The sequence below is a fragment of the Paenibacillus sp. N119s genome, assembly GCF_059447605.1.
Genome location: NZ_JCAJRU010000021.1, coordinates 12,022 through 32,829, shown reverse-complemented (window position 1 = coordinate 32,829; position 20,808 = coordinate 12,022). Strand labels below are relative to the sequence as shown.

Sequence of the window (20,808 nt, the reverse complement as noted above, 5' to 3'; positions counted from 1 at the left end):
TGCGGACGTGGCTCAGCGGTAGAGCATCGCCTTGCCAAGGCGAGGGTCGCGGGTTCGATTCCCGTCGTCCGCTCCATATTTGCGCCCTTAGCTCAGCTGGATAGAGCGTTTGACTACGAATCAAAAGGCCGGGAGTTCGAATCTCTCAGGGCGCGCCATTAACTTCATAAGCCGGTGTGGCGGAATTGGCAGACGCGCGCGACTCAAAATCGTGAGGGAAACCGTGGAGGTTCGAGTCCTCTCACCGGCATTTATTTTCGGGATGTAGCTCAGCTTGGTAGAGCACCTGGTTTGGGACCAGGGGGTCGCATGTTCAAATCGTGTCATCCCGATTTAAAGGAAAGTCGCTGGAAGCAGCGGCTTTTTTGTTTTATGTTATTATTTTTTGCATAAATCAGTAATGTCCAGGTCACACTAACACAAAAAGTGGGACGGAAGGGATTACTGTGAAGCGATTAAGTTGGAAAAAACAGATGAAACGGCGCTGGAAACAGTGGAGAAGAACAGTGTGGGCATGTATTATTTCGGGTGCGGCTTGCTTACTGGCAGGGTTGGGCATTCTGTTTTCGAATCATATGCAGGCTATGCTGTCGCAACCACTGGCTACTCCCGTTATGGCAGAGGTGGAGGGGGAGTCATCAAATTATACTTCTACCGAAGATCGTTCCTCGCAGATGCAGCTATTGCAAAGTATTCGTGCTTCTGGCATAAGCAGGAAGACTCGTTTGTTAACTACCTACATATGTGGTACAGAGACCACTTCCTTGGGAACATTAAGTTCACAGCAACTGGAAAGTTTACTGGAACAACATCCCGACTGGAAGGGAAGGCTTAATACTAAAGGAGAAGTGTGGCTGGAGCGCAAGGTGGAAGATTTGTCGGAGTCATGCAAAGAGCGCGCATACATGGGATTGAGCACTGATGGCCAGCTTACTTTGTTTGAGGGGCTGCCCAAAAAGGAGAAAGTAATTCGTACCTTTTTTCAATTGGATTTAGGCTCCATGGAGACAGCCTTGCCAGAAGGGGTATATAAACAACTTCAGCAGGGAATCCGTGTACAGGATATAAATGAGTATAACAGTGTAATCTCCACTTTTAGTGACTTTGCAGTGGAGCGAACACAGAGAGTATTAAAGCAGCATTATTGATTACAAATACGGAGACGTTAGACTTTGCCCACGGGGTGAAGTTGTAGCGTCTCTTTTTATGTTTTCACTCATGGGTTAAACTTTTTCCTCTATTAGATACAAAGTTTTGTTATAATGAAATGAACGACACATATGTTCGCTTTATATGGGATTAGGTCATGTAAATTGACGATGGTGCTGACTGTTGGTTAGTTGCGCCATGTTTGAGCGATAGGGAGAGATTTTTTTGCGTTTTCTAGGAATTGATCCGGGTATAGCCATTGTGGGCTTCGGGTTTGTAGACAAGATCGGCAGTAAGGTGGTTCCAGTGCAATATGGCTGTATTCAGACGGAAGCCCATACACCGGAAGAAGACAGGCTACTTCATGTGTATGAAGGCATGTTGCAATTAATTGATAAGTATAAGCCGGATGCAGTAGCTTTGGAGAAGCTCTTTTTTAATCGCAACGTTACAACAGCTATGTCCGTAAGTCAGGCACGTGGGGTACTGGTGTTGGCTGCCAAACAACGTAATTTGCCTATAGGGGAATACACGCCGATGCAGGTAAAGCAGGCTATTGTAGGGTATGGCAAGGCAGAGAAGAAGCAGGTACAGGAGATGGTTAGAATGTTTCTAAAGCTCCAGGCTGTACCCAAACCGGATGACGTAGCGGATGCTTTGGCAGTGGCTATTTGTCATGCGCATTCCTATGGGTTAAATTCAAAATTAAATGAGGTATTGCGAAAATGATAGATTTCTTGCGTGGTTCTGTAGCTCACTTGGAAAATGAATATGTCGTTTTGGATGTGCAAGGTGTAGGGTATCGGGTATTTTGTCCGAATCCTTACGCGTTCTCCAAAACGGAAGGACCGGTGGTTATTTACACTCACCATCATGTAAGGGAAGATGCTATTTTACTGTTTGGGTTTGCAACCCGTGAGGAGCAGCAATTATTCCGTAAACTAATCGATGTATCTGGTATTGGACCGCGTGTGGCGCTTGGTATTTTGGGAGGCGGTACACCTGCGCATGTGGTGACGGCGATTTATCAGGAGAATATCACATTCCTCACCAAATTACCGGGGATTGGTAAGAAGACAGCACAACGTATGATTCTAGATTTGAAAGACAAGTTGGACGGTATTGGATCGTTGGGAATGGCTACCGGATTGTTTGCGGAGCCCGTTGTAGAAGAAGGTGAAGGTTCGTATTGGAGTGAGGCGCGTGAGGCGCTTAAAGCTCTCGGTTACACGGATGCTGAGTTAGATAAGGTATGGAGCAAAATGAAGAAAGATGCGAAACCTGATGATTCTGCCGACATATTGATGAAACGGGCTTTGCAACTGTTGTTTGCCGGATAGGACGCTGTTGTCCGTGATGAGAAGTCTGGTAAAAAGAGGAGCGATGGAATATGGATGACCGGATTATTTCCGCCAATTTGATGATGGAAGACCAGACGGCGGAGCTAAGCCTTCGCCCCCGTTATCTAAATGAATATATCGGGCAAAATCAGGTTAAAGAAAATTTGAAAATATATATTGAAGCGGCCAAGATGCGTAAAGAAGCATTGGACCACGTTTTGTTGTACGGACCACCTGGATTGGGGAAAACCACTCTGGCTAACATTATCGCCAATGAGCTGGGGGTTAATTTGCGTACGACTTCAGGTCCTGCCATTGAAAGACCGGGAGATTTGGCAGCATTGCTAACCAATCTTCAAGAGGGGGATGTTTTGTTCATTGATGAGATTCATCGCCTTCATCGTACAGTGGAAGAAGTCATGTATCCGGCGATGGAGGATTTTGCACTGGACATTATGATTGGCAAAGGTCCAAGTGCCCGTTCGGTGCGTTTGGATTTGCCGCCCTTTACTCTTATAGGTGCTACTACACGCGCTGGATTGCTTTCTGCGCCATTACGTGATCGCTTTGGTGTCATTAGTCGATTAGAGTTTTATACGAAAGACGAGCTGGCTTACATCGTGTCTAGAAGTGCGGATATTATGGAAATGGAGATTGTCGGGGACGCAGCGGAGGAAATCGCATTGCGTTCACGGGGGACACCGCGGATTGCCAACCGACTGTTAAAAAGGGTGCGTGATTTTGCCCAAGTTGTTGGAGACGGTATTATTCATTCAGAATTGGCGACAGAGGCACTAAAGAGGCTTCAAATAGATCCACTCGGGCTGGATGAAATTGACCATAAAATGCTTAAAGCCATGATTCATTCATTCCGGGGCGGGCCTGTAGGATTGGATACCATCGCTGCGACCATTGGTGAAGAGAGCCAGACGATTGAGGATGTGTACGAGCCTTATTTGTTGCAAATTGGTCTTTTACAAAGAACACCTCGGGGACGAACGGTAACCCCGGCGGCATATGCCCACCTTGGAATTCCCATGCCAACGGATCCACGGTAACTAAGGAAACCATGGTGTACTCATAAAAATAGATGACTGGTTGTTCGCAAGCAGGGGATATGAATGAAATGGATAGGCAGATGAATTGAGGTAAGAAAGTGTGGAAGCCCGATTCGAGCGGGTTCACATTTTGTTTTATTCCGCCGATGTATTTAAAGGGATAGACGCGGGTCAAGATCCCGATAAATCACGTAATACAAGTGCTAGTCAGCTAGAATTGGGGGAGCTAGAAATGAGTAGATATACATTGAACCAAAATAAGAAGTCCAAAGCTTGGACAGGCCGTGTCAAACGAGCGGCATTAATTATGGTATTAGCTACAGCTTGCATACCCTGGTCTTCAGGTGTTCAGGCTGCTGCCGCACAAGAGGATATTCGCGTAGTGATCTTTGCGGATCTAGGTAGTAAATATAAAGCGACAGTCCCCGCTGTAACTTTGAAATCATCAGGGAGCCTGAGTGTCGGCCAGAATAGTGGAGGCAGCTATCAGGCTTGGATGGGACTGCCGGACAGTACAGCTCGTTTTAGTGTAGACAGCTATCGGGTGAAGGTGCTTGAAGGAAATGAAGCGGCTGCGATAAAAGCGGCTCAAGCCCTGCAAAAGACAAATGACAAGCCTACCGTTTTTATCGGTTCAAAAAACGGTAGTTCTGTCTATCAAGTGTATGCGGGCATATATGCTAGTGAACAGTCTGCGCAGGCTGCTGTACAGCGGATTTCTTCAGTAACCGGAGCTCAGGCCGAAGTTAAGGGTAACAAGCATTGGTCGACGGGAAGCTATGGAACCGAGCAGGAGGCTAATCTTGTTCGCACAACTATTGCTGCTGCAGGTTTTGATGCTTTTACTGTGATTCAATCAAGGGGACAGTATGCTGTATGGGTTGGAGAAGAGAGCAATGACAGCAAGCTGTCAGCCTTGAAAACAGAGCTAGAGAGCAAGCAACCCAAACTCACCCTTTCCAAGGTAAACCAAACCGGTCTCATCATAAGGCAGGAAGCAGGAGTAACGACAGGCTCACAGGTGATGTCTCATTACATGCTAAGTGGGTCTGATAATGGTAAGGTAATTGTCAACGGCGGTAATAATGGAATCCAAGTGGTCGAAAGATCACAACGTACATATCGCGGTGACATGGAAATTAGCACGACGTCAGGACAGCTGGCGCTTGTAAATGAAGTCCCTTTGGAACAGTATTTGTATTCCGTAGTTGGAGCAGAGGTCTATTCCTCATGGCCAGCTGAAGCACTTAAAGCTCAAGCGGTAGCAGCTCGTAGTTATGCACTTGCTCAAGGCAATCGGTTTCAGATTGGCAATGTAGTAGACGGCACTCTAAGCCAGGCTTACAACGGTAAAAGCTCGGAGCATGCGAATGTCAACGAGGCTGTAGATGCAACAGCTGGTGAGGTGATTAAGAATGGCGGCAAAGTGGTCGAAGCTGTATTTTCCTCTAATGCAGGCGGTGTGACAGCAGATGCTTCCGAGGTATGGAATAGTGGTGGCGAAGCGTTTGCCAGCGTAGACAGCTCGGGAGATACTTCCGCACAAAAAGGTGCACAGGAGTGGTATCATGTGCTTCTCTCCAATGGCAAGACAGGTTATATTCGCGAGGATAATGCTAAGGAGTTGGAGGGAGTCACAGAAGCGGGATTAGACAAAATCACAGTTACAGCAGAAAATACAAATGTGCGTCCTATTCCCCAAATTCAATCTACGGTTACACCCATAGCAAAGGTACAGCCGGGCGAAGAGATGATTGTTTTGGAAAAGGTGCCTCAATCCGGAGATTATGCATGGGTTAGGGGGCCCTTTACAGCAGCTGAAATTGCTAAGTCCTTGCAAGGGAAAATAACCGGGACGGTACCATCCTCTATTAATCACCTCGATGTCACTAAACGGGGACCGTCAGGGCGAGTGTTAGAGGTTGAAGCAGATGGAGCCCCTTTAAAAGTAAAATATCCGGATATGTATCGCTCAGCGATGGGGGGACTGCCGAGCACACTGTTTGATATTGCGAGTACCGGCAGTTATACTGTATTAGGCGCAGATGGAGCTACTTCTCATGTAAGTGGCACACAAGGTACCCAAATTCTGTCGGCATCTGGCACCAGCACTTCAAGTGGTAACGGGGTGGTCGTCATGAATGAAGATCGCCATGCACGAGTCATTGACAAAACGCAAAGCTTTATTTTTACAGGTAAAGGGAATGGTCATGGTTTGGGCTTATCCCAATGGGGTGCCAACGGTTTGGCAGAGCAGGGGTATGATTACAAGAAAATTTTGCAACACTATTATAAAAATGTGGATATAGTTAAGGACTGACCAATATATGAACGTAAATGACTACGATTTTGAACTACCTGAAACATTAATTGCACAGACGCCTTTGCTTGAGCGGACCGCTTCTAGATTATTAACGTTAAACAAAAACAACGGTGAAGTGGGACATCATACATTTTCGGATATTGTGCAGTATCTTCAGCCAGGGGATACGCTGGTTTTGAATGATACCCGAGTAATTCCTGCACGCTTGTTTGGCATCAAGCAAGACACTGGCGCTAAGGCCGAGGTGTTGCTGCTTAAACAACTGGAGGGAGACCGATGGGAAGCATTAGTGAAACCCGGCAAAAAGCTGAAAAAGGGAGCTGTTATTGTTTTCGGTGATGAACTGAAAGCAGTTATTGAGGAAGAAGGAGATATGGGCGGAAGGGTACTTTCATTTTCATATGATGGTATTTTTCAGGAGATCCTGGATCGCTTGGGGCAGATGCCGCTTCCTCCGTATATCAAGGAACAGCTGGATGATCGTGAGCGGTATCAGACCGTTTATGCTCGGCACGAGGGTTCTGCTGCGGCTCCGACGGCAGGGTTACATTTTACAGAAGAACTATTGGACCAAATTAAAGAGAAGGGCGTTACCGTTGCCTTTATCACACTTCATGTTGGTTTAGGAACGTTTAGACCGATGTCGGTGGATACGATTGAAGAGCATGTTATGCATGAAGAATACTATTCATTGTCACAGGAAACGGCAGATATACTCAATGCAACTAAGGCGCGTGGCGGTAGAGTTGTGGCCGTGGGAACAACCAGTTGTCGAACGCTGGAGACGGTGGGCAATAACCTCGTAGATGGTGTGCTACAGGCCAGCAGTGGCTGGACACAGATTTTTATTTATCCAGGCTATCAATTCCGTGTGGTGGATGCAATGATTACGAATTTCCATTTGCCTAAATCCACTTTGGTTATGCTGGTCAGCGCACTAGCTGGCAGAGAGAATATTATGCATGCTTACCAGGAAGCGATTGACCAAAAATATCGGTTCTTCAGCTTCGGGGACGCAATGTTCATTTATTAATTAAGGATGGTAGAAAATATGGCACCAGCAATAAGATACGAACATATTAAGACCTGTAAGCAATCTGGAGCTCGTCTTGGGCGTGTACACACACCTCACGGAGTGATTGAGACTCCAACCTTTATGCCCGTGGGAACTCAAGCAACTGTTAAAACAATGAGCCCTGAGGAATTGAAAGCAATGGATGCTCAAATTATTTTGAGTAATACGTACCATCTGTTTCTTCGTCCTGGTCATGATATTATCCGTGAAGCGGGCGGTCTGCACAAGTTTATGAATTGGGATCGTCCTATTTTAACGGACAGTGGCGGATTCCAAGTGTTTTCCCTAAGTGAAATGCGTAAGATTTCAGAGGAGGGAGTTCATTTCCGCTCTCATTTAAATGGAGATAAGAAGTTTCTTTCTCCGGAAGTGGCGATGAAAGTCCAAAACTCGCTTGGCTCGGATATTATGATGGCCTTCGATGAATGTCCGCCTTTTCCAGCTGAGTATGAATACGTGAAAAAGTCATTGGAGCGCACCAGCCGTTGGGCTGAGCGTTGTTTGGAGGCACATGCCCGTCCTCATGACCAAGGGTTGTTCGCCATTGTACAAGGAGGCATGCATGAAGATCTGCGCAAGCAAAGTGCGGCAGATTTGACTTCCATGGATTTCCCGGGGTATGCTATTGGTGGACTGAGTGTAGGTGAACCTAAGCATTTGATGTATGAAGTGCTTGATTATACGGTTCCTCTGCTTCCTACCAACAAACCACGTTATTTGATGGGCGTAGGTTCGCCGGATGCTTTGATTGAAGGCTCTATTCGTGGTGTGGATATGTTCGATTGTGTGCTTCCAACTCGAATTGCTCGCAACGGGACAACGATGACAAGTCAAGGACGCCTTGTCGTTCGGAATGCGAATTATGCAAGCGATTTTGGGCCACTTGATCCGGCGTGTGATTGCTACACTTGTCGTAATTATTCACGTGCTTATTTGCGACATTTAATTAAAGCAGATGAAACCTTCGGGCTCCGACTGACAACGTATCATAACTTGCATTTCTTAATACAATTGATGCGTAATGTCAGACAAGCGATTATGGATGACAGGCTGCTTGATTTCCGCGATGAATTTTTTGAGCAGTACGGTCTTCATGATAATGATAAAGGCTTTTAAGTTTTAGGGGAGAGTATTCGAAAGGGGGATTTAATGTGTTTCATTTTGCTACAGCTGCGGCTGCACCTGGTGGAGCTGGGGGACTTTTTCAAATGATCTGGCCGCTGGCTCTGATGTTTGTAATCTTCTATTTCTTGCTGATTCGTCCGAATCAGAAGAAACAAAAGCAGCGTCAATCGATGCTTCAAGCTTTGAAAAAGGGAGATAAAGTGATTACAATCGGAGGTCTTCACGGTACAATTGTGGAGATTACAGACGATGTAGTTGTTTTGCGTGTGAATGATGTAACGAAGCTGACCTTTGATCGTAGTGCGATCAGTAATGCGATTGCAAAAGACACTGCTTCTGAGGAAGTTGTTTCTAAATCGTAACTTGCGATTGTTATGCAAAAACCGAGCCTTTGAGGAGGCTCGGTTTTTTTGTGTGTGGTATACATGTCGATCTACTTGCGGAAGTTAATGCCAAACATCCCCCCACCTGCTCCTATGACAAACGCGATTCCTAAGTGCATCAGGTCCTTACCGTTCATGCCTGCATCCAATGCCAAAAAACCGACCAGAAGAATGATTAGCCCATACAGGATGCCTGTAATACCGCCTTGATACCAGCCTTTGTTCGTGGATCTTTTACCGGCGACGAAGCCGCCAGATAGCATGGCGAATGCGTGGACGATGTACGTATACAATGATAAGTCCTGTTCTTGCATCTGTGTCATCCACAAGAGTAGTGAGAGAATCAATGCGCCTAACAGCATCCATGCAAAAGCATAAAATAAGCCGGATAAAACGGGATGGGCCAGACGAAACGAACACCAGCGGCGAATGAGCTCCATGGATAATTCCTCCTGTACCAAGGTTTGAACTATTATCATTCTATGGCCAAGCTTCCTAGCTTAGTACCAAGTCGTAAGCAGTCTTTCTCTTTATTTCAATAATTTAGCCTTTTGTTTTTTGTATGAGCCAAGTGAAGAACGGTCAGAATACGTGTACAATGAACGGCTAATGTCTTGTCAAGTACAGGAGAGGAGGCGAACCTATTGAGTCACGATATTTTTGCTCATATTTTTCGGACGCTGCTCATGTATTTTATTGTATATCTGGTGATGCGTTTGATGGGTAAAAGGGAGATCGGAAAATTGTCTGTATTCGATCTCGTCATATCCATTATGATTGCGGAAATTGCTGTATTCAGCCTGGAGGATATAAAACGTCCACTTTATGAAGGGTTGATTCCTTTAGGAGTGCTGTTGGTTTTGCAAGTTGGAATTTCCTATTTCAGTCTGAAAAGTCGGCGTTTGCGCTTACTATTCGATGGTAAGCCCAGTGTTTTGTATTCAAATGGACAACTATACAAGGACGAAATGAAGAAGCAACGTTACAACTTAGACGACTTGATGTTACAACTTCGTGAACAAAATATAGAAAGTTTGGACGAAGTTGAGTATGTTATTTTGGAGACAACAGGTAAACTTACGGTTATTAGCAAGGAAAATTACGATGAAGCTAAACACGAAAAAAATAAGCAGGATGAAAGAGAAAATGAACTGATAAACAAAGAGCAACAGGAAAATAAAGTTCATCCTTCTCCACAAATTGGCGGAAAGTTTAGATATGAGGGACTGCCTATTCCATTAATTATGGACGGAAAGGTGCTGGATCGAAACTTGGAACGGATGGATATGAACCGTTTTTGGCTTAAAAATCAGATTCAAGCGAAAGGACACAAAGATTTTAAGGATGTTTTCTTATGCTCGGTTAACCATAGAGGGGATGTGTACATTACACCGCCAGCCTATGGGGAATCTCTGGAATAGCTTCTTTATGCTTTAAACCACCTTCTCAAAATTGGAATGCGGGTGAGGTTGTCCCAATCGATCATTTTGATTATGGTCATCAGGAACAGGTAGAGAATAATTCCTATTCCTGCGGCAAAAATAAACTGGAGCCACATTTGATTGAAAATCGTTAAATGCCTGTAGGTATATAATACCGCTGCCGCCATAATGATCATGCCCATCCCGGTTTTCCAGAAATCAAGTAAACGTACACGAAAACGAAGCAGTCTACTGACACTGAAGCCATGTAGGAGGGTAACGATAGCATTATTAATACAGATAGCAATGACAGCTCCGTAAATACCGTACTGAGGCTGGGAAGCAAGCCATACAATCAGACCAATTTTGATAATGGCTCCGATAAAGGTATTCAATAAGGCACTTCCAGGACGGTCTAATGCCTGAAGTGCTGCCTGAAGCGGGGCCTGAATGTACATAAAAAGAGCAAATGGGGCCATAAGTTTAAGCATGCTTGCAATATCGCCATTATTGTAGAGCAACAAACACAGCGGTTCTGCCAATACATACATAATAACGGCAAATGGGGCTCCTGCGACTAGAGCAAGACGAAGCGATTGATGCAAACGTTTGTGAATGGCGGTAATATGTCCGTTAGCTGCGGCTTCGGATAACGAAGGCACAAGTGAAACAGCCAACGAGCTGGTAAGGACCCCCGGTAGTAATAAAACAGGAATAACCATTCCTTGCATGGCTCCATATTGTGCGGTTGCCACACCAGTTGCAATGCCCGCTATGGCGAGGCTGCGCATACACAAGATCGATTCGAGCAGATATGATAAGGAACCAACAAGCCTACCAGCCGTGACGGGAACGGATATAGACATAAGACGTGACAAAATAGATGATTGCTCGGTATAGACCTCTGAAGATAAAGGAGCCTTCGGTTGAAGAGTATAATCCTTTCGCTGGTTCCAGGCGTATTGCCATAGCAGCACAACCATGCCAATGAATTCACCCGCCAGAGCACCGAGCATGGCACCTGCAGCAGCGTAGGCTATCCCATGGGGAAGTAACAAGTAAGCAAACCAAATGACGCAAAAAATGCGCATGACGGTTTCCGCAATGGAGGAACTCGCGGACGGAATCATATTTTGTTTTCCTTGAAAATAGCCCCTATAAGCTGAGGAAACAGCAACAATGACAATCATTGGGCTCATACTCACAAATGTATAATATACCCGGCTGTCGGTCAGGAGATGGCTTGTGATCCAAGGTGCAAACACAAGACAGATTGCCATGGCAATCAGGCTGAGTGTAATGGTGAAGCGCAAGCTTGTGTGCAAAATACGCCGTGACATTTCGGGTTGCCCTGCCGTTTCAGCTTCAGCTACAAGCTTGGCCACCGCAAGAGGGATGCCCCCAGTAATAAGAGTCACTAGTACGATAAAAAAGGGATATCCCTGCTGGTAGAGCCCTACTCCTTCGGGACCGATAATACGCGGGAGTGCGATTCGGGGAATAAAACCCAGTAGCCGATTGATGATTCCCGCTGCCAATAAAATAATTGCTCCATGAATGAACGTCTGCTTTTTCAATCGCAACTCCCTCTTCCCCAAAATGTAATTCAGCATCTATATGTTCCTTAGAAGATATGCCGGACCTGTCCATGTTCATGACAAGCTTTTCAGCTTGAAAATAAGGTGATCCAGATTACAAGAGGGAGAGTGGGGAATTCTGCTATTGACGAGCGAAATGAATGCATATATTGTTGATTTACGGCTATTTTCGACGAAAAGAAGGGTTTTCCAAGATCAGGACAGAAATGTTCTATAAAGCAGTCAACAACCCCGCTAATTACTGATCTGCGGAACCGATAGTCGCTGGGAGGAGGAACGGCCATCGTGGGTATGGAAGAGCTGGATGAGCAGGATTGGGTTGACGCAATTGAGATACTCTGTCAAAGTAAGGCGGATGAGCTGATTCTTGTAGGCTATGAACATGTCACCAGTAAGGACGTGTGGAATTGCGTCAGCCATAAATATGAAAAGGAGGGTATTCCTCCGCTGCACAAGCTCGTTAACGATATACTTTCCCTTAAAGCGACGAGCTTTATGAACTATTTGACGATGTCCGCATTACGGGGCTCCACTTTCGAATAGAAGGGGGTCTTTTTTTGCGTTCAAATTGACTGCTTTTTGAGGGGTAGCTATAATAGGAATATTGAGAATGAAAGGGGAACATGGGACGGAATGAAGAGAATTCTAAGTTTCATCGTGGTCGTGCTCATAACAACTGGTGTTATGGTCGGGACAAGCCCGGGCCTACTAAAAAGTTTAAAACTAGGCCTCGATTTAAAGGGAGGCTTTGAAATTTTATATGAAGCCCAGCCTTTGGAAGCCGGGCAGCAAGTAACCAGCCAGTCTCTGATACAAACAGCACAAAGTCTGGAAAGACGGATTAATGCGCTTGGTACGACTGAGCCGGAGGTAACAACAGAGGGGAGCAATCGGATTCGGGTGCGGCTTGCTGGTGTCTCTAATGAGGCAGAAGTCCGCTCCATGCTGAAAAAACCCGCAGAGTTAACCTTCCGTAGTGCAACGGCAGCAGATGCTAAAAAGCCGGGTCAATACAGTAAAATTGAGCTCCGTGGTAATGATTTTGTGGAGAATGGCGCTGTTGTTGGCTATGACCAGCTGAATAAACCTGAGATTAGTATTAAAGTAAAGGACAAAGCCAAATTCGCGGAAATCACAAAGCGACTTATGAATAAAGAGTTAGCTATTTTCCTGGATGATGAATTACTGTCTGCACCTACAGTCCGCAGTGAATTGACGGATGGCAGTGCTTCGATTACAGGTAACTACACACGTGATGAAGCGAACAAGCTAGCAGATACCATCAACCTGGGTGCTCTTCCGCTTAAACTTACGGAAAAATATTCTCAGAGTGTAGGGGCTACACTGGGTCAATTGTCATTGGATCAGACAATCCGTGCTGGTCTGATCGGCTCGGTCATCATTCTAATCTTTATGATTGCAATGTTCCGTGTACCGGGACTGATCGCTAGCTTCTGTCTCATTGTTCATACTTGGTTGGTGCTTGCGATCTTTTATTTGGGCGGTTTTGTGCTCACACTTCCGGGCATCGCAGCCTTCGTGCTCGGGATCGGGATGGCGGTGGATGCCAACATTATTACGTATGAACGGATTAAAGAAGAAATCAAGTCAGGCAAAACGATTCGTTCTTCTGTCATCGCAGGCAGTAAGGCATCGTTCCGTACAGTTATGGATGCCAATATTACAACAATCATAGCGGCAGCCGTCATGTTTGGTCTGGGTACAGGCTCCGTTCGAGGATTTGCTCTCGTGCTCATCGTTGATATTGTCGTTAGTATTTTGACAAATATCTTCTTCTCGCGCTTCTTGCTCAATCTGCTGGTTAAAGCGGATGCTGTGAAGAAGGCCAAGTATTTTGGTGTGAAGGAGAGTGATATTAGTGCGCTTTAATTGGGACTACAAATATGTCAAGATGAGCAAGTGGTTTTATACATTCTCGATTATTGTCACGTTGCTTGGTATTTTGAGCTTGTCGATATTCGGTTTGAATTACGGGGTTGATTTCCGTTCCGGTTCCAACGTGGATGTTAATTTGACCAAGGTAGTTACACAAAAACAGATTCAAACTTTGCTGGACAAGAACGGGATCGGCAAAGAGGTAGATTATACACCAGGTAAAGAGCGATTCGGCATTCGTTTTTCACAAGTGTTGACGGATCAGCAAGTGAATGATTTCAAAACCTCTTTTAACAAAGAGCTTGATCCAAAGGCATCATTTGAGGTCAATACGGTGGATACGGAAATGGCGCAAGAGCTGGAGCGAAATGCAATTTGGGCGGTTTTGCTAGCCTCTGTGGCCATTGCTATCTACATTTCGATTCGGTTTGAATGGCGTTTTGCGGTTGCTGCGATTGTTTCGTTGCTGCATGATGCGTTTCTTGTCATCAGTATTTTCTCGATTTTCCGACTTGAGGTCGATTTGACCTTTATTACGGCCATTTTGACAATTGTCGGTTTCTCCATTAACGATACCGTCGTTATTTTTGACCGTATTCGGGAAAATCTGCGATTTGCAAAGAAAAAGTCCAGAGCTGATTTGGAGCAAGTAGTCGATCACAGTATTGCACAAACGATGACGCGTTCACTCGCAACTGTGTTTACAGTGTTTATTGCGTCCGTTTGTCTATTCATATTTGGCGGCGAATCGATTCGGATGTTCTCGCTTGCGATGGTGATCGGTTTGCTGTTTGGTGCTTACTCTTCCATCTTTATTGCCAGCCCGTTGTGGGTAGCTCTGAAGGGGAAACAAAAGACGCCGACAGCTGGTGGAGCAGCCAAAACTGCAAAGTCTTAAGTTACGCAAATACCAGTAGTATAAAATTAAAGAGAAAGCCGCGTCTGCTTAGGCGCGGTTTTCTAAGGTTTTAAGATTTACCTTATGTTTGGGGTTAATAGTGAGACACGGCGTTCATAAAAAGTTTTATTTGAAGAAATCCGGTTAATTGGAATGGAGCTTTATCGGGAAAGGGTTAGTTCAGGATTGAGGGGGAAACGTTGTGAGTAGCGAACGCAGCCGATCACTAGAAACTGCGGCGTTGAGCGGGATTGTAGGTAATCTCGTGTTGGCTGTTCTTAAGGGAACCGTCGGTTATGCGGCAAACAGCAAAGCGTTGTTGGGGGATGCACTGCACACGGCTGCGGATAGTGCTTCCCGTTTGCAAGAGCTGTTGTTTTCCAAGGCAAGTACAGATCACGGAGTGCTGGCGCGGTTGCGGAACGGTGAAAAAGTTCGGACGGTCATATCTGTGGTGCTGGCTATCCTAGTGCTGATGAGCGGGCTTCAGCTAGGTATTTCTGCTGTTCGTTCATTAAGTAGTTCGGAGCCGCAGGCTCCCGGTCTGTATGCTTTAATTACCGTGTTAATTGCTTTGGTGTTGAGAGAAGCATTATTTCAGTTTCAATATCGCTACTCGATAAAACATGGCCTTAAAGCGGAAGCAGACCGGTATGCTAACCATGAACGGTACTCGCTGTATTCATCTTTGATTGCATTGATCGGCATGATCGGTGCAATGACTGGCGAAGCAATGGAATGGCCTGCTTTGTTGTATCTTGATCCAACTGCAGCTTTGCTGGTAGCCTGTCTGGTGTTGCGTAAAGGATATCTGATGGTGATGAATACCGCTTATCAGGCACCTGCACAACCCTTGCGGGAGGAAGACTCCCAGCGCTTTATGGAGACGATTCAACGAGTATATGGTATTGTAACGGTGGAACACTTACATGCCCAGGAAACGGGCCATTTCATAACAGTGGATGTTACGATAAGTGTTAACCCGCGGATTACGGTGCAGGAAGCACAGGAAATTGCCGATCGAGCTAAAAATTTGCTATTAGCCCGTTTTCCACAGGTGACTCATGTACAAATGCAGTTCATTTCTTACCAAGCCGGGTATCCTTATAAATCCAATCATGAACTGCCTGATAATGATGCGTCGTCCTTGCTTCAATGAGGCAGGCCGACTATGAAAGAAAGGTGAATAGGATTGCTTCATTCGCAGTACAGATGGAAGACCCCGGAGGTTAACCTGGAAGCGGCTCAGCCGTTAACAGAAGAGCTGGGGATTTCACAGTTGTTGTCCCGGCTTTTAGTGAACCGGGGCGTCACTACAGCCGGGGAAGCAAACCGCTTTTTGTACGGAAGTATGGACGATGTACACGACCCTTTTCTGCTACATGGCATGAAAGAGGCCGTACCGAGAATTCGCCAGGCCCTGGAGCGTGGCGAGCATATACTAATCTATGGTGACTATGATGCAGACGGCGTATCCAGTACATCATTGATGATTCAGCTTATGCGTTTTCTGAAGGCATCTTATGATATTTACATTCCTCATCGTTCGAATGAGGGATATGGTCTGCACAACCATGCTCTGGATTGGGCACATCAGCAAGGAGTTACGCTGGTCATTACGGTGGATACGGGAATTAGTGCAGTAGAGCAAGTTGCTTATGCGACTTCCTTAGGGATCGATGTAATTGTGACTGATCATCATGAACCGCCTGCTGTACTTCCTGAGGCTTATACATTGATTAATCCGAAGCTGCCGGCTTGTCCCTACCCATTTAAAGGCCTTGCAGGCGTTGGTGTTGCTCTGAAGCTGGCTCAGGCGTTGTTGAGTGAAGTACCCGAGGAATGGTTTGAAATCGCCGCTATTGGTACAGTAGCTGATTTGATGCCACTACATGGTGAGAACCGGACGATAGTACGCCGAGGGATTCAATCCATGAGAAACTCTGCATTCCCAGGGATTCGGGCGCTACTTCATGTAGCGGGTGTGGAGATATCCACAGTGACTTCGGTCAACATCGCGTTTGCATTGGCTCCGCGGATTAATGCGAGCGGGCGACTGGATCATGCGGGACGAGCTGTCTCCCTGCTAACGACAGAAAAAGAGGAGGAAGCTGACCAACTTGCGCATGCGCTGGATCTGCTCAATCGTGAGCGTCAACAAGTGGTCGAACGCATTGTGGAGCAAGCCGAGCAGCAACTAGCATCCAAAATCAATGGAGGCAAGCTTCCATCCGTTATTGTTTTGGCTGGTGAAGGCTGGAATGTTGGTGTCGTCGGGATTGTGGCATCCAAGCTGTTGGATCGCTATTATCGGCCAACTATTATTCTGGGCATAGATGCGGAGACAGGTATGTGCAAAGGATCTGCTCGCTCTATTCCTGCATTGGATATCTACAGTGCTCTCACAGATTGTCATGAGCTCATGGAGCATTTTGGTGGACATCCTTCGGCGGCGGGAATGACATTGTCCTGTGACAATCTTCAATTATTTGAAGAACGGCTAAACCGCTATGCAGCTTCCATTCTCACACCAGAAGATTTTATTCCTGTAGCTGAGGCTGATATGGTCTGTCGTCTGGATGAGGTATCTTTACAAGTAGTTGAAGAACTCGAATTGCTCCAGCCTTTTGGTATGGGAAATCCCTCGCCACGATTCGTATTACAGGGGCTTCAATTGCGTGAGGCTCGTAAAATGGGACGTGAGAAAAACCATGTGAAGCTAGTACTGGAGCAGAACGGTTTATCGCTGGAAGCAGTTGCCTTCCGACGTGGCGATTTGGCTGATTTTTTACAGCAGGATACGGACATAGATCTGTTGGGTGAATTATCAATTAACGAGTGGAACGGTAAACGATCCCTTCAGCTGATGTTGCAGGATATTCGTGTGCAGGCTCCGCAAATTTTTGATTACCGTGGAGTATCGGACCCTCTTGCCGAACTGGAGCGAGGGCTAAAGATCTTTCATCCAAGCTTAGAGGATAGAAAGAACGATGTAGCAGTGTTGATCCATCCCTCATCTCGGCTTCGTCCATCGAGCGCTGTGGATGCTGAATCCTTATGGTTATACGATAAAAATGGCTGCGTTACTCCCAGTGATGGTCAAAAAAATACACAGCACTCTGTGAAGTCATTGTTCGTACTGGAGCCGCCAGATACCCCTGAGCAGTTTCATGCTTTATGGTCTACCTTTGAGAATGTAGAGAACGTTTTTCTTCTTCATTCGCCCAGTGAGCGTGGCGGCCGGCTCGTAAGTCCCGATAGGGAGCTGTTTAAGCGTATTTACATTGTGCTTTCCCGAATGGGTACACAGCTAATTGATGAAAAAGCAATGCTACCTGCCCTTAGCCGGCAGTGCTCCTGTTCAGTCCGTATGTTATCCAAAGTATTGGACATCTTCGAGGATCTTGAGTTTTTGACGCGTACAGAGGGTCAATTTCGTTTTGTATCCAATCCGCCCAAGCGGGATTTAACTGCTTCTCCGCGCTATCAGGAATTGTATAATATGGCTGAGATGGAGCGCTATTTACTGGACGCAGACACCACCCAAATGACAAGCTGGATTATGTCGCTTATGAAGGGTGCGTCTTGAGATACTACCTTGCAGTTTTGTAAAATGTATATACTAATTAGAAGTTTACAGTAGGAGGAACTAAGTTGGACTACAAAGAATATATTCGGGTGATTAACGATTTTCCACAACCAGGGATTAGTTTTAAGGACATTACAACCCTAATGAAAAATGGTGAACTGTACCGCAAGGCTATCAACGATATGAAGGAACTGGTATCTGATTTGAAAATTGATTTGATTGCAGGTCCGGAAGCACGTGGATTCGTTGTGGGTGCACCTCTGGCTTATGCATTGGGGGTTGGTTTTATTCCTATCCGTAAAAGTGGCAAGTTGCCTGGAGAAACCATTGAGGAAGCATACGGTTTGGAATATGGTAAGGATACTCTGGCTATGCATAAGGATGCGATTGAGCCGGGGCAAAATGTTCTGATTGCTGATGATTTGCTTGCTACAGGTGGAACCATCGCTACATCCGTGAACTTGGTACGCCAACTTGGTGGTAATGTGGCAGGAGCTGCTTTTCTGATCGAGCTGTCTGATCTCAACGGACGGGCGAAGCTACCTGACGTAGATGTATTCACCCTGATTAAGTATTAAGTATTTCGGAACCGGGGTTTCCCGGGAAATATTTTATGTATAGATTGTTTAAATAGCCTGATGGATCATCTCTTTATCTAAAGAGTTGGTCCATCGGGCTATTTTTTGATTGTAATTAAATTGAATTTCCTTATTGTAACAAATTACCACGGGTTTTATTGGGAAAGAGTTATAAAAAAATAAAATAAATGTCGATAAAGATTAAAAAAGAAACAGAGGTGGATATATATTGGGTATATTTCAATTTAAGAGCTTACAAGCACGTACATTTTCTACCTTGGTTCCAATCGTACTTATAACACTGATTTTAATCAGTTTTTTGTCTTATTTTTTTGCCAGGCAGAAGCTAGATACGGAAATAAGCCAAAATGCTGTTCATTCTTTGACAAGGGCTAAAGTTGATATTGCGGCAAATGTAGATCGTCATGCTTTACTTGTTTCGATGCTGACTAAGAGTGCGGAACAACTGGGAACAGGAATGAACATTGAGGGCTATGGACGTTTTTTTGAACAAGAGCTGGCTTTAAATGATATGTCATACGGGTTAGGTATTTATTTTGCTAAGGGTGCATATGATCCGGGAGTGACTTACCGTTCAATATATGTGCACAGAGATGGCGAGCTGGTCAAGCAAACGACTGAATATGACGATCCGCAATATGATTATTTAACGCAGCCTTGGTATACAGAAGCTGTAGAACGTGGTAAAGATATAAATTTCACAGAGCCTTTTTACGATAGCAAGCTGAACATCAATATGATTACTGCAGGGAAAGCATTTTATGACAGACAGGGAAAATTGTTAGGTGTCATTACAGGCGACCTAAATATGTCAAGTATCCAGACGTATATTGAAAAAATGAAGTTTGGTACTCAAGGTAGTGCAATCTTGTTGGATAAGAACGGAGCTATTCTGTCATCCGGTCTCCCGTCTTTAAAAGCAGGCGAGCCGTTAACAAACACGATGAATGCAGAAGCAGCACAATCTATTCAAAGTGGTATGTCTGGACAACTATCCGTACCCCTTGATAATAAGGATTACCGGATAATGTACGAAACACTTCCACAAACCGGATGGAAAATCGGTGTATTACTGCCAGAATCGGATTTGAATCGCTCTGCGAATGAAATGCTTAAACTTCTATTAATGGTTAGTGTTATAGGCATTTTACTAATTATAGGAGCGATATTGATTAACAATTCAGGTATGATCAAAGAGATTAAAAAAATAATGCAGATGACCAATCGCATGGCTCTTGGGGATTACACCGTTGAACTAGCACACCGACGTAAGGATGAGTTTGGTCAAATGGCTGACGGGATCAATAAGGTGATAGGTGTAACTAGAGGGATGGCATTGCGCTTGAATGAAGAGTCGAACGTGATCTCAGGCGTATCTTCAAAAATGTCCCAAGAGATTTCCGGGGCTGCTATAGATGCGCACCATAATGCAGAAGAATTAGCACAGGTGAAGGAAGGAGCCGAGCTTCAATTGGCTGCCGCAGCAGAGAGTGCGACTGCGATGGAACAAATGGCTGTTGGCATACAGCGCATTGCTGAATCTATACAGCATGTATCCGAGTCAACCACCGAGATTGAACATAAAGCACAACAAGGAAATGAACGGTTGAACGTGGTCAACCAAGGAATGTATAAAGCGAAACTGTCTATGGATGAGGCGGGCAGAGTAGTAAGTTCGTTAAATGAACGGTCCGCCCAAATTGGTAGTATTATTGGAATGATTCAGGAAATTAGTGGACAGACCAAGTTGCTGTCGTTGAATGCTTCCATTGAAGCCGCCCGTGCCGGGGAGCATGGCCGAGGGTTCGCTGTGGTGGCTTCAGAAATCGGCAAGCTGGCCGTTAATGTAAGCGAGTCTGCGGAGCAAATTACGAGTCGAATCCGAGCCATGCAGGAAGAAACCAAATTAGCCTTGGAAGGAATGCAGCAGGGGGCTCTGGAGATGGATGAAGGAGTGTCTATTTTACGTGAGGTGGAAGAACGTTTTATAGCGATGAATCAGGATATTCAGCAGGTAGCGACAGAGGTACAGGAGGTTTCTTCTGCCTCTGAAGAAATGTCGGCAGGCTCGGAAGAAGTTGCGGCATCTATTGGTTATCTTGCAGATATTGCGAAAGCTTCAACTGAACGTGCAGGGCAAGCTTCGGAACGATCCGAACGGCAGCTAAAGAACCTGGAAGGTCTGAATAGCTCCGCCAAGTCGCTTACAGGTGTCTCTGATACCCTTAGTCAGGTCGTATCCCGTTTTCAAGTGTGATATTGCCAAATAAATAAAATGCATAAAAAGACGCCGTTCCATGTAAGAAGGATACTTACACGCTTGCCTACACAGCCTGAGCGTGTTGATTCTAACC

Annotated in this window: 18 protein-coding genes and 4 tRNA genes; 20 read left to right on the top strand and 2 right to left on the bottom strand. The window is 45.5% G+C overall.

Annotated elements, in window-relative coordinates; translation table 11 throughout:
* The first annotated feature begins 1 nt into the window (after nt 1).
* The 12 genes from AC5V8P_RS04905 (at nt 2) to yajC (ending at nt 8,432) form a co-directional block, all read left to right on the top strand.
* Nucleotides 2-76: transfer RNA gene (locus AC5V8P_RS04905), tRNA-Gly, on the top strand.
* A 5-nt stretch (nt 77-81) separates the two neighbouring features.
* Nucleotides 82-158, top strand: a tRNA-Arg gene (locus tag AC5V8P_RS04900).
* A 12-nt stretch (nt 159-170) separates the two neighbouring features.
* Nucleotides 171-250 (top strand) — tRNA-Leu (locus AC5V8P_RS04895).
* Nucleotides 251-258: 8 nt separating this feature from the next.
* Nucleotides 259-332 (top strand) — tRNA-Pro (locus AC5V8P_RS04890).
* 114 nt (nt 333-446) lie between these two features.
* Nucleotides 447-1,148: a BofC C-terminal domain-containing protein gene (locus AC5V8P_RS04885; protein WP_064796869.1), complete on the top strand. Its 702-nt coding sequence runs from the start codon at nt 447-449 to the stop codon at nt 1,146-1,148.
* A 226-nt stretch (nt 1,149-1,374) separates the two neighbouring features.
* Nucleotides 1,375-1,878, top strand: a complete 504-nt coding sequence (gene ruvC, locus AC5V8P_RS04880) for a crossover junction endodeoxyribonuclease RuvC (protein WP_025675038.1) — start codon at nt 1,375-1,377, stop codon at nt 1,876-1,878.
* The gene (gene ruvA / locus AC5V8P_RS04875; RefSeq protein WP_064796868.1) at nt 1,875-2,489 is read left to right on the top strand and encodes a Holliday junction branch migration protein RuvA; all 615 of its coding nucleotides are present in this window, start codon (nt 1,875-1,877) and stop codon (nt 2,487-2,489) included. Before ruvC ends, ruvA begins: the two co-directional genes overlap by 4 nt.
* A gap of 50 nt (nt 2,490-2,539) precedes the next feature.
* Entirely contained in the window at nt 2,540-3,547 is a 1,008-nt protein-coding gene (gene ruvB, locus AC5V8P_RS04870) for a Holliday junction branch migration DNA helicase RuvB (RefSeq protein ID WP_064796867.1), read from the top strand.
* 232 nt (nt 3,548-3,779) lie between these two features.
* A complete protein-coding gene (locus tag AC5V8P_RS04865) occupies nt 3,780-5,867 on the top strand; it encodes a SpoIID/LytB domain-containing protein (protein ID WP_063213020.1) in 2,088 nt (695 codons plus the stop codon).
* A 7-nt stretch (nt 5,868-5,874) separates the two neighbouring features.
* Complete coding sequence (gene queA / locus AC5V8P_RS04860; RefSeq protein ID WP_063212985.1) at nt 5,875-6,903, top strand: tRNA preQ1(34) S-adenosylmethionine ribosyltransferase-isomerase QueA; 1,029 nt, start codon at nt 5,875-5,877, stop codon at nt 6,901-6,903.
* 18 nt (nt 6,904-6,921) lie between these two features.
* The gene (gene tgt, locus AC5V8P_RS04855; RefSeq protein WP_064796866.1) at nt 6,922-8,061 is read left to right on the top strand and encodes a tRNA guanosine(34) transglycosylase Tgt; all 1,140 of its coding nucleotides are present in this window, start codon (nt 6,922-6,924) and stop codon (nt 8,059-8,061) included.
* Between the two features lie 35 nt (nt 8,062-8,096).
* On the top strand, nt 8,097-8,432 hold the full coding sequence (yajC, locus tag AC5V8P_RS04850; protein ID WP_013372646.1) for a preprotein translocase subunit YajC: 336 nt from the start codon (nt 8,097-8,099) through the stop codon (nt 8,430-8,432).
* Nucleotides 8,433-8,503: 71 nt separating this feature from the next.
* Here yajC and AC5V8P_RS04845 read toward each other — a convergent pair whose 3' ends face one another.
* A complete protein-coding gene (locus AC5V8P_RS04845; protein ID WP_063212987.1) occupies nt 8,504-8,893 on the bottom strand; it encodes a TIGR04086 family membrane protein in 390 nt (129 codons plus the stop codon).
* A gap of 204 nt (nt 8,894-9,097) precedes the next feature.
* On the opposite strand from AC5V8P_RS04845, the gene AC5V8P_RS04840 reads away from it, so the two are divergent.
* A complete protein-coding gene (locus tag AC5V8P_RS04840; RefSeq protein ID WP_063212988.1) occupies nt 9,098-9,874 on the top strand; it encodes a YetF domain-containing protein in 777 nt (258 codons plus the stop codon).
* Between the two features lie 5 nt (nt 9,875-9,879).
* On the opposite strand, the gene spoVB is transcribed toward AC5V8P_RS04840, so the two are convergent.
* Nucleotides 9,880-11,451 (bottom strand): stage V sporulation protein B, encoded by a 1,572-nt coding sequence (gene spoVB / locus AC5V8P_RS04835; RefSeq protein WP_064796865.1) that lies wholly within the window; start codon nt 11,449-11,451, stop codon nt 9,880-9,882.
* A 306-nt stretch (nt 11,452-11,757) separates the two neighbouring features.
* On the opposite strand from spoVB, the gene AC5V8P_RS04830 reads away from it, so the two are divergent.
* The 7 genes from AC5V8P_RS04830 to AC5V8P_RS04800 all read left to right on the top strand — a co-directional run bounded on the left by AC5V8P_RS04830 (nt 11,758) and on the right by AC5V8P_RS04800 (nt 20,711).
* Nucleotides 11,758-12,015, top strand: coding sequence for a post-transcriptional regulator (locus AC5V8P_RS04830; RefSeq protein ID WP_063212990.1), 258 nt, complete (start codon nt 11,758-11,760; stop codon nt 12,013-12,015).
* 90 nt (nt 12,016-12,105) lie between these two features.
* Nucleotides 12,106-13,362: a protein translocase subunit SecD gene (gene secD, locus AC5V8P_RS04825; protein WP_063212991.1), complete on the top strand. Its 1,257-nt coding sequence runs from the start codon at nt 12,106-12,108 to the stop codon at nt 13,360-13,362.
* Nucleotides 13,352-14,266: a protein translocase subunit SecF gene (gene secF / locus AC5V8P_RS04820; protein WP_063212992.1), complete on the top strand. Its 915-nt coding sequence runs from the start codon at nt 13,352-13,354 to the stop codon at nt 14,264-14,266. Before secD ends, secF begins: the two co-directional genes overlap by 11 nt.
* 202 nt (nt 14,267-14,468) lie before the next feature.
* A complete protein-coding gene (locus AC5V8P_RS04815; RefSeq protein ID WP_063212993.1) occupies nt 14,469-15,425 on the top strand; it encodes a cation diffusion facilitator family transporter in 957 nt (318 codons plus the stop codon).
* 33 nt (nt 15,426-15,458) lie between these two features.
* Nucleotides 15,459-17,855, top strand: a complete 2,397-nt coding sequence (recJ, locus tag AC5V8P_RS04810; protein ID WP_064796864.1) for a single-stranded-DNA-specific exonuclease RecJ — start codon at nt 15,459-15,461, stop codon at nt 17,853-17,855.
* Between the two features lie 65 nt (nt 17,856-17,920).
* Nucleotides 17,921-18,433 carry an adenine phosphoribosyltransferase gene (locus AC5V8P_RS04805; protein ID WP_063212995.1) on the top strand — a complete coding sequence of 171 codons (513 nt, stop codon included), beginning with the start codon at nt 17,921-17,923 and terminating at the stop codon, nt 18,431-18,433.
* Between the two features lie 229 nt (nt 18,434-18,662).
* On the top strand, nt 18,663-20,711 hold the full coding sequence (locus AC5V8P_RS04800; protein ID WP_063212996.1) for a methyl-accepting chemotaxis protein: 2,049 nt from the start codon (nt 18,663-18,665) through the stop codon (nt 20,709-20,711).
* The last annotated feature ends 97 nt before the right edge of the window (nt 20,712-20,808 follow it).

Coding starts and splice junctions, on each gene's coding strand:
- ruvA (WP_064796868.1), top strand. CDS start 1,875: ATGATAGATTTCTTGCGTGGTTCTGTAGCTCACTTGGAAAATGAATAT.
- AC5V8P_RS04865 (WP_063213020.1), top strand. CDS start 3,780: ATGAGTAGATATACATTGAACCAAAATAAGAAGTCCAAAGCTTGGACA.
- queA (WP_063212985.1), top strand. CDS start 5,875: ATGAACGTAAATGACTACGATTTTGAACTACCTGAAACATTAATTGCA.
- ruvB (WP_064796867.1), top strand. CDS start 2,540: ATGGATGACCGGATTATTTCCGCCAATTTGATGATGGAAGACCAGACG.
- AC5V8P_RS04845 (WP_063212987.1), bottom strand. CDS start 8,893: ATGGAGCTCATTCGCCGCTGGTGTTCGTTTCGTCTGGCCCATCCCGTT.
- tgt (WP_064796866.1), top strand. CDS start 6,922: ATGGCACCAGCAATAAGATACGAACATATTAAGACCTGTAAGCAATCT.
- secD (WP_063212991.1), top strand. CDS start 12,106: ATGAAGAGAATTCTAAGTTTCATCGTGGTCGTGCTCATAACAACTGGT.